7 protein-coding genes are annotated in these 10,586 nt (G+C 35.0%); 6 read left to right on the forward strand and 1 reads right to left on the reverse strand.

Annotated elements, in window-relative coordinates; genetic code table 11:
- The 5 genes from ACIQZC_RS06235 to ACIQZC_RS06255 all read left to right on the forward strand — a co-directional run.
- On the forward strand, positions 1-840 hold an 840-nt coding region (locus ACIQZC_RS06235; protein WP_396138377.1), incomplete at its 5' end, for a hypothetical protein.
- Between the two features lie 77 nt (positions 841-917).
- Positions 918-1,589, forward strand: a complete 672-nt coding sequence (gene rsmI, locus ACIQZC_RS06240; RefSeq protein WP_396138378.1) for a 16S rRNA (cytidine(1402)-2'-O)-methyltransferase — start codon at positions 918-920, stop codon at positions 1,587-1,589.
- 115 nt (positions 1,590-1,704) lie between these two features.
- Positions 1,705-2,031, forward strand: coding sequence for a GIY-YIG nuclease family protein (locus tag ACIQZC_RS06245; protein WP_396138379.1), 327 nt, complete (start codon positions 1,705-1,707; stop codon positions 2,029-2,031).
- Between the two features lie 123 nt (positions 2,032-2,154).
- Positions 2,155-3,849, forward strand: coding sequence for a single-stranded-DNA-specific exonuclease RecJ (gene recJ, locus ACIQZC_RS06250; protein WP_396138380.1), 1,695 nt, complete (start codon positions 2,155-2,157; stop codon positions 3,847-3,849).
- Positions 3,850-3,958: 109 nt separating this feature from the next.
- Positions 3,959-5,200 carry an MFS transporter gene (locus ACIQZC_RS06255; protein WP_396138381.1) on the forward strand — a complete coding sequence of 414 codons (1,242 nt, stop codon included), beginning with the start codon at positions 3,959-3,961 and terminating at the stop codon, positions 5,198-5,200.
- 136 nt (positions 5,201-5,336) lie between these two features.
- On the opposite strand, the gene ACIQZC_RS06260 is transcribed toward ACIQZC_RS06255, so the two are convergent.
- Positions 5,337-6,086 (reverse strand): UDP-2,3-diacylglucosamine diphosphatase, encoded by a 750-nt coding sequence (locus ACIQZC_RS06260; RefSeq protein WP_396138382.1) that lies wholly within the window; start codon positions 6,084-6,086, stop codon positions 5,337-5,339.
- Positions 6,087-6,246: 160 nt separating this feature from the next.
- Here ACIQZC_RS06260 and ACIQZC_RS06265 point away from each other — a divergent pair.
- The coding region (locus ACIQZC_RS06265) for a PKD domain-containing protein (RefSeq protein ID WP_396138383.1) at positions 6,247-10,586 on the forward strand (4,340 nt) is incomplete at its 3' end.

The raw sequence follows: 10,586 nt of genomic DNA on the forward strand, positions 1-10,586 counted from the left end.
AAGTTAAAAAATCATTCTGATACGCTTCAATTGCAACAAGAAGCAAAAAATTTGTATGATCAATTGACGATTTTACGCTTTTATGAAGAAAATTTCGAATTAGTAAAAAACGAAATACCTGAAGCTGTTTTTGAAGAAATGTTGGAAGGAAAACCTACTGAAATTTTTTCAACTCCAATTCAAGAAGAAACAGAAGCCAATATACAAGCGACAACTCCTATTGTAGAAGAAACAATTTCTGATCCAATTATTGAAGAAAAAATAATGGTTGCTGAATTGATTGAAGAAGATATTGAGGACGAAGAAGAAACAATTGCAACAGAACAAAAGCTAGAAGAAACACCAAACCCTATTTCCAAACAAAAAGAAACAGTTGCCAAGCAAATTTCGTTTGAAGACATGTTAGTTCACGATTATCAAGAACTTGATTTTGTAAAGGTAGATGATGTTCCGGTTGCTGTAGAAAAGGCAAATGAAGCTACTTTTGAAGCTGTATCGCCTGAAATTGCTTCCGAAATTGAGCCAACTTCAATCGTTGAAGATAAAGTTGAAAAACCATCTGAAAAGAAACAAAAAGAGGACAAAACAACGTCTTTAAATGATAAATTAAATAAAGGTATTAATATTGGTTTAAATGACCGTATTGCTTTTGAGAAAAAATTATTTGGAGGTAATGCCGAAGATTTCAATAGAGTACTTTCCCAATTAAATACCTTTGATAATTTTGAAGAAGCTGAAAGTTTTATTCATGATTTTGTAAAACCCGATTACAATAATTGGCAAGGAAACGAAGAATATGAAACGCGTTTCATAGAAATTGTAGAAAATAAATTTAAATAAATGAACACAGATTAGACAAATTAACACGATAAATAATTTGTGCTAATTCGTGAAATTCGTGTTTTAAATTGTTTTAAATGAGTAAATTATATATAGTTCCTACGCCAATTGGCAATTTAGATGACATGACGTTTCGTGCCATTCGTGTGCTAAAAGAAGCCGATTTAATATTAGCCGAAGACACTCGTACTAGCGGAAAATTACTAAAGCATTTTGAAATTACTACGCACATGCACAGTCACCATATGCATAACGAACACAAAACGGTAGAAAATGTAATTGCTCGAATAAAAGGGGGCGAAACGATTGCTTTAATTTCCGATGCGGGAACGCCAGCCATTTCTGATCCCGGATTTTTATTAACACGCGCTTGTGTAGAAAACGGAATTGAAGTAGATTGTTTACCTGGAGCGACAGCTTTTGTACCCGCTTTGGTAAATAGTGGTTTGCCTAATGATAAATTCGTTTTCGAAGGTTTTTTACCCGATAAAAAAGGCAGACAAACGCGTTATTTGGTTTTAGCCGAAGAAACCAGAACTATGATTTTATACGTTTCTCCACATAAATTAAACAAAACATTAACCGAATTTATTCAGTATTTTGGTGCGGATAGACCCATTTCTGTTTCCAGAGAAATTTCAAAATTGCACGAAGAAACCATTCGTGGAACTGCCGAAGAAGTTTTAAAACACTTTGAAGAAAAACCGGCAAAAGGGGAAATTGTGGTTTGTGTTGGGGGAAAAAAATAGTGTTCAGTCATTAGTTTTTAGTTAGCAGTTATTTATTTAGTAGTGATAATTTATCATAAGTTAAAATTTAGTTTGTCATTTCGACGTAAGGAGAAATCACATAAAGTTATAAAGCATGAACGAATTTAATCCACAAACAGGTTTTCATTCCTATTATGTTTACATAATTACCAATAAATATCGTTCTACCTATTATATTGGAATGACCAATAATTTAAAAGAACGATTAAGTCAACACATAGAAAATTTAGAATTAGGTAATAAAACTTTTGCTTCAAAGTATAATTTAGAGTTTTTGGTTTATTATGAAAAATTCGTTTGGGTGGAAGAAGCAATTGCAAGAGAAAAAGAAATAAAAAAATGGAGACGAGAAAAGAAGATGAATTTAATTAAAAGTATGAATCCTGATTTCGAATTTTTAAATCATCATTTTAAGAAATAATTTTTAAAAAATTATGTGATTTCTCCTTACGTCGAAATGACAATTAAGAATTTTTTTATAACTTTGTCATTCAATATTATAAGCCAAAAATCGTAATTCATAATTTTTAATTCATCACAAACTATGCGTTGGAATCTAAAATCAAAGCCAGAAAAAGAAAAAGTACAAGCCTTACAAAACGCCCTTCAAGTCGATGAAATCATCGCTACTTTATTAGTTCAAAGAGGAATAGAAACCTTCGAGCAAGCCAAAACATTTTTCCGTCCCACTTTAGAAGATTTGCACAATCCGTATCTAATGAAAGATATGGACAAAGCCGTTTCTCGAATCGAAAAAGCCATTGCAAACAATGAAAATATTTTAGTTTTTGGCGATTATGATGTAGATGGAACAACCGCTGTTTCTTTAGTTTCGAGTTATTTGCGTAGTTTTTATACTAATGTGGCGACGTATATTCCAGACCGATATAACGAAGGTTACGGAATCTCATATCTCGGAATTGATTATGCCGAAGACAACGATGTTTCCTTAATAATCGCACTCGATTGTGGGATTAAGTCGATCGACCACGTGAATTATGCGAAAGCAAAAAACATCGATTTCATCATTTGCGACCATCACCGACCTGGCGATTTTTTACCTGATGCCATTGCGGTTTTAGACCCAAAACGCGAAGATTGTTCCTATCCGTATGACGAATTATGTGGTTGTGGAGTAGGGTTTAAATTGATTCAAGCGTTAGCCGAAAACAGAAACCAAACCATTCAAGATTTACTTCCTTATTTAGATTTGGTAGCTACAGCTATTGCTGCTGATATTGTTCCAATTACGGGTGAAAATAGGGTATTAGCAAAATTTGGTTTGGAAGTGATTAATTCGAATCCGCGACCAGGAATTAAAGCCTTAGTTCAAAATGTAAAGAAAAAAGTATTGACGATTACTGATGTCGTTTTCATTGTAGCACCAAGAATTAATGCTGCCGGAAGAGTGAAACACGGAAACGAAGCCGTAGCACTTTTAACCGAATACAATTTAGAACAAGCGGAACAATTTGCTTCTGAAATTGAGCAGCACAATTCGGACAGAAAAGAATTGGACAAACAAATTACCAAAGAAGCGTTACTTCAAATCGAAGAAAACAACGAACAAAACCGATTTTCAACGGTTGTATATCAAGAAAATTGGCATAAAGGCGTTATCGGAATTGTCGCATCTCGATTGGTTGAAAAGTATTATCGTCCAACGATTGTTTTTACAAAAAGTGGCGATAAATTAGCCGCCTCGGCACGTTCGGTAAAAGATTTTGACGTGTACAATGCCTTAGAAGCGTGTGCCGAACATTTGGAGCAATTTGGAGGACATATGTATGCCGCAGGAATGACGTTGAAAGAAGAAAATTACGAAAATTTCAAAAATGCGTTTGAAAACGAAGTCAAAAAAACCATTCATCCCGATTTATTAATTCCTGAAATCTCAGTAGATTTAGAAATGAATTTTTCGGATCTTGATGAAAAATTTATGCGCATTCTAAAACAATTTGAACCCTTCGGTCCAGAAAATATGACACCTGTTTTTTTGTCGAAAAATATAATCGATTCGGGTTATGCGAAAACATTGGGTAACGATGCCGAACATTTAAAAGCCTTCGTGAAACAAAATAATTCGCCAAATTTCAACGCCATTGGTTTTGGACTTGGAGATAAAATAGATGTTGTAAAAAATAGAAATCCGTTTGAAGCCGTTTATGTTTTAGAAGAAAACGAATGGAACGGAACGGTTAGTTTACAATTGCAATTGCGTGATGTAAGAACCAATTAAAAGTAAAAAGCAACAAAGTAAAAAGTTAAAAGAATCAAGTAAAATAAATATTAAATAATAAAATCTTTGCGACATTTGCGAGAATCTTCTCGTCTTTGCGGAAAAAAATATGACAAAAAAAGATCCATTTTCAGCTTTAAGAATACCAGAATTTCGTTGGTTTATACTTATGCGATTAGCCATTGTGTTGGCTTGGTCTATGCAATTTGTCTTAATAGAATGGGAAGTATACCGAATTACCAAAGACCCTTGGTCATTAGGATTAATTGGGCTTATGGAAGTAATTCCAGCTATAATTATGGCGCTATTTGCTGGGCACATTGTAGACCAATCCGAAAAAAGAAATATGCTGCTCAAATGTTTTGCAAGTACGGCAACAATCAGTATTTTATTTTGTTATTTGGTTCATCCTGAAACCGCAAAAAACATTGGAAAACAACCATTTTTATATGCTATTTATGCCTTGGTTTTTTTAGGTGGAATCATTCGGGCATTTATCATTCCATCTGTTTTTAGTTTGTTAGGATTAATTGTTCCAAAAACACAATTTACAAACGCGGCTACTTGGAGCAGTTCGTCTTGGCAAGTTTCAGCCGTAATCGGACCTGCTTTAGCTGGATTTTTAATCGGCGGAATTGGCGTTTTCAACTCTATGATTTTCGTGACAATTTCTATTTTTTTAGGAATTTTTATGTTGTTGCAAATTAGTAAAAAACCTATTTTAAATAAAAAAATTGGCGAACCCATTTCAGAAAGTTTAAAGGCCGGAATTAGATTTGTATTTCAAAATAAAATTATTTTAAGCGCACTTTCGTTAGATATGTTTGCGGTTTTATTTGGTGGGGCAGTAGCTTTATTACCTATTTTTGCACAAGATATTTTACAAGTAGGTTCAGAAGGTTTCGGAATTTTAAGAGCCGCACCAGCCATTGGTGGATTACTAACTATGCTGGCTTCTACGATGTTTTCCATCGAAAAAAATACGGGTAAAAAATTACTATTAGCCGTTTTCGGATTTGGAATTTGTATTATCGTTTTTGGATTATCCCAAAACTTTTGGATTTCGGTAATTGCTTTATTTTTAAGTGGAGTTACCGATGGATTTTCAGTAGTTATTCGTTCCACAATTTTGCAAATTTACACGCCGGATGATATGCGCGGAAGAGTTTCATCCGTAAATTCAATTTTTGTCGGTTCTTCAAACGAATTAGGAGCCTTTGAAAGCGGACTCACTTCTAAATTATTTGGAGTTGTAAACGCTGTAGTTTTTGGAGGCATAATGACGTTATTCGTAGCAGGAACTACCGCAGTGGCTTCACCAAAATTCAGAGATTTACAAATAGAAAAGTAATTTTTTGGGCGTTACCACAAGGGTCGGGCTGTACGCTATATCTCCGATTAGCAAAAACTACAAATGAATTTTTGTTTTTGTTTATCGGAGGATGCCGCTTCCATCCCTAACGCAAATTCGTTTTCAATAGCACTTTTTATTCGTATTTTTTCAATTCAAATGTTTCGCCATCAAAAACACCATAGGTAAAATAGCCAATCCAATCTCCTAAGTTGATGTATTTTGACTGTTCATTTAAAGTAATTTCCATAGGCAAATGGCGGTGTCCAAAAACAAAAAAATTGTACGATTTGGTTTCTAATTTACGTTTGCAATATTGCACCAACCATTCGTTTTCTTCGCCTAAAAATTTCACATCTTCCGCACCAGAAATAAGCTTGTTTTTAACCGATAAATATTGCCCTATTTTCACACCAACATCAGGATGCAACCAACGAAACAACCATTTTGAAAATGGATAGGTAAATAGTTTTTTCATGCGTTTATAACCCTTGTCGCCAGGACCTTTTCCGTCGCCGTGACCTATTAAGAAGGTTTTTCCGTTAAAGGTAAATTCTTGATTATCGTGATAAACAGGAATATTGAGTTCTTTTTCAAAATAATCGCCCATCCATAAATCATGGTTTCCAACAAAAAAATAAATAGGAATTCCGGCGTCTCTCAGTTCAGCTAATTTTCCTAAAACTCGAACAAAACCTTTAGGAACAACAGTTTTATATTCGAACCAAAAATCAAATAAATCGCCTAGTAAAAAAATGGCATCAGCGTCTTTTTTAACCTCGTCTAGCCAAGCTACAAATTTTTGTTCTCTAGGAAAACTAATTTCTGATGTTGGCGCACCAAAATGTTGGTCGGAAGCAAAATATATTTTTGAATTTGGTTTCAAAATGATCTTTTTAGAAAGTTTTTACAAAAATACACAAAATATATTACCTTAAAATAAACACTTTATCGAATATTTAATATATTTTATCGATAGATGTTTTATAAATAAGATAAATTGTTAACTTTGAATATTAATCAAACCTTAAATTTATATTAAAATAATGAAAAAACTACTACTTTTTTTCATGTCGTTTTTTACTTTTTTTGCCTTTGGACAATTATCTGAGGGTTTTGAAGGAGCTTCATTCCAGCCTACCGGATGGGCAATTGAGAATAACGGTGTAGGAACTGGTGAATCTTGGACAAGAACAAATTTATCTGGATTTGGATGGGTTCATCAAGGAACATTTTCAGCTATGGTTAACAGAGAAAATGGTGCAACGGGACTCGCTCAAGATTGGTTGATAACTCCTCAAGTTACTGTTCCTACTAATGGACAAATTCGATTTTATTCAAGATCTGGTTCAAATGGTGAACAAGGGTCTATATATAGAGTTATGCTATCCACTACTAATCAAGCTAGAGCATCTTTTACTACTGAGATAGGAAGATATACAGAGTTGGAAATTCGAAATTTACCTTTTCAACAATTTTTTATTCCGTTAAATGCTTATGCTAATCAGCCAGTTTATTTTGCTTTTGTAATGGAGGTAACTGACGGTGTTGGGGATAGATGGTTATTAGATAATGTAAAGGTTGATCAGCAATGTCTTGCTCCTACAGCATTAAATGCTACTCCGTTAGCCACTTCAGCCATGTTGTCATGGAACAGTCCTAATCCTGCGGGTCCTTGGCAAATTGAGTATGGTCCTGCTGGATTTGTTCCGGGATCTGGCACTATCGTTCCTGTAACTACTAATGGTTATAATTTGACACCCTCACCACCCTTGACTCCATTAACAAGTTATGATTTTTATGTTAGAACTATTTGTGATACTGATAATCCAAGTCCGTGGTCAGTCAAACGTACTTTTACAACAACTGAAATGCCACCTGTTTGTGGAGGAAATTTTGTTGATCAAGGAGGTCCAACAGGAAATTACCCCAATGGTGAGGATCGAATTGTAACTATTTGTCCGCCTAACTCAGGGGAGTATGTTACGGTTACCTTTACCTCGTTTAATACAGAGGTAAATTATGATAAACTTTATGTTTATGATGGAAATTCGACAGCCTCTCCTCTAATCGCCAGTGCAAACGGTCCTGGATTAGGAACGGTATTGATACCGGGGGCTTATTGGGGAACTACTATTCCTGGCCCATTTGAAGCAACCGGAACTACTGGTTGTTTAACCTTCAGATTTGTTTCGGATACTTCTGTAAATAATCCAGGTTGGACTTCAAATATACTTTGTCAGCCTTATCCTACTTGTAGAAAACCAACGAATATTACTTCTAACGCTATTTCACCTACAAGTGTAACGGTTAGCTGGACTAATAATGCACCAAGTGCCACTCAATGGGAAGTCATTGCTGTTCCAGCTGGTTCTCCCGCGCCTACTGCAGCTATGACAGGTCAAATCTCAACAAATCCAACAACTTATACCTACACGGGACTTACTTCACAAACCACTTACGATTTTTATGTTAGAGCCATTTGTGCAGCAGGAACTGATGTAGGTCCATGGTCAACTGTGCGCTCCACATCAACTACGAATCCTAATTATTGTGCTGGAGACCATTTTTATGATTCAGGAGGTGCTACAGGAAATTATTCAAATAATGAAACTAGAACTTGGACAATCTGTCCTACAAATACTGGTGACGTAGTTACTGTTTATTTTAATTCATTTAACTTAGTGAGTAGTATTGGAGATGTATTAACTATACATGATGGGAATTCAACTGCAGCAGCTGTAGTAGGAACTTATTTTGGAACAAATGTTATTTCTTCATACACTGCGACATCAGTTTCTGGATGTTTGACATTTTCTTTTGTATCAAACGGGACACAAAATGCTGCAGGATGGGATGCTACAATAGTTTGTGGACCACCTTGCCCATCGATAATTTCAGTTTTAAATAGTACTGTTCCCGCAGCGGGACCTCAAAATACGATTCGAATTTGTCAAGGCGATTCTGTACAATTTAATGGAAGCGGAACATTTGCGACAAGCGGAACAGGAGCTACTTATTTATGGAACTTTGATGATGGAACTACAGCAAACGGTCAAAATGTATCACATACGTTTGCAAATGAAGGAATTTACTTAGTTAATCTTATCATTACTGATCCAAACGGATGTAGAAATAATAATAGATTAGAACAAAAAGTCTATGTTTCAACTACACCAAATTTTACTGGAACTCAAGCATCAGATGATGAAATTTGTTTAGGGCAAACGACAACAATAACTGGAGTTGTTAACCCAGTTGAATTTATTAGAGTATGTGCTCCTCCAGTTAGTGGTACTACCTTCTTACCCGATGGTAGTGGCGTATCATATCAAACTTCTGTTCCTGTAGATTGTTTTCCATTTGGGTCTACAATAACAGCTGCTAATCAAATTACTTCTGTCTGTTTAAATATGGAGCATTCATATCTAGGGGATCTAGAAATTAGATTGGTCAGTCCAAATGGGCAATCCATCATACTAAAAGCATTTAATGGAACTGGTGGAGGCGGTGGCGGGACCTATCTTGGATGTCCAATTGATGGTTTTGGTGCTGTTGATGAGGCTGCTGGTCCAGGTACTGGTAGAACCTATTGTTTTACTCCAGCTGCAACTACCTTTTTAGTTAATGGTGCTACATCTCAATGTGGAAATCCGAATGGTAATTCCATAAATGCTGGAAACTACATGCCAGTTCAGCCTTTTACCAATTTGATAGGAAGTCAATTAAATGGTAATTGGTCATTGATTGTAACCGATAATTTAACAGTTGATAACGGTTATATTTTTAACTGGAGTATCAATTTTGATAATTCAATATTGCCTACTGATTATTCATTTACTCCAACGATAGTAAGTACTTTTTGGTCGCCAAGTCCAAGTATTGTTAGTACTTCAGGACAAACAATAACAGTAACGCCTACAACAACTGGTAATAATTGTTTTACATATAATGCTGTAGATAATTTTGGATGCACCTACACTCAACAAGTTTGTATAGATGTAACTCCAGGAGTTTCAATGACGTCAAACACTGCAAATCCACTTTCTGTTTTTGTTGGTCAAAATGGTACGTATTATTTTTCAGGTGGAACCCCAAATGCAGTGGTAACCTACAATGTAAATAATAGTGGCGTTAATCAGCAAATTACTTTAAATGGATCAGGAAACGCAACTTTAACGATACCTAATTTAACAGTAAATACAACTGTTACTGCTACTTTAATTACTCAATTAATACCAACTCCTGCAAATGTAATTGTTTCAACAGGTGGATTAAATTCTGCTAATGCTGTTGGACCTATATCTCCTGCAGCTTCAGTGGCAAGTACAGCAAACTGTTCCACAATAAATAGTGCCAATTCATTAGTTATACTTCGATTAGCAAATGTCTTACCCGCTGGATCCATAATTACTGTTAGTATAGCTAAAAATAATAATAATGGGAGTGTGAGGATTTCCGATGGAGTCTCTACGTTGATTTTTAATTCTGGAAATATTGACGAATTGCAACGCATCCAATTTACAATGGGTAGCACAACAGATATAATTACAGTTACTCAACTTAACGGGAGTGTTTATTTAGATGGAATAGAGTTTTTAGTAAATATTCCTGGTTGTGATGCTCCATTAAATTTACCGGCAACAGTAACAGTAACAACTCCGCCTTATCCATATATTACAAGTATTTCTAATGATACGATTTGTGAAGGATCAAATGCTGTTTTCAACATAGTAGGTTCTGCAAATACTACAGTTACTTATTCAATAAATGGGGCTTCAAATCAGATTCTTCTATTAAATCCTACTTCTGGCACTGGAACAATTACAGTTCCTAATTCAACAACTAATGTTGTTTTATTGATTTCTCAGATTCAATTAGGAACAGATATAGATTTAACTCCATTAACGAGAACAATAATTGTTAATCCATTAGGTCAAGTTAATACAATAGCACCTCAAATCTTATGTCAAGGCGCTTCAACTAATGCTGTAACTTTTTCAACAACAAATACAGGAGGCACTACTACATATACATGGACTAATAATAATCCTTCAATTGGTTTAGCAGCTTCAAGCGTTGGAAATGTTACGGGCATTCCAAGTTTTTTAGCTACTAATACTACAACAGTACCAATAACTGGAACTATTACAGTTATCCCAACTTACACAAGTGGAGGTGTATCATGTGTTGGAGCTACACAAACCTTTACGATTACTGTAAACCCAACCCCACAAATTTCTAACAAAATAGCTTCAATTTGTTCGAGTGCTACTTTTACGGTAACCCCAGTTAATGGAACCTCCTCAGATATTTTTGCAATAAATACAACTTATAGTTGGACTTTTGTTGACAATCCGAATGTTACTGGAGAATCAAACCAAAG

The organism is Flavobacterium sp. (assembly GCF_044338735.1).
Classification (GTDB): domain Bacteria; phylum Bacteroidota; class Bacteroidia; order Flavobacteriales; family Flavobacteriaceae; genus Flavobacterium.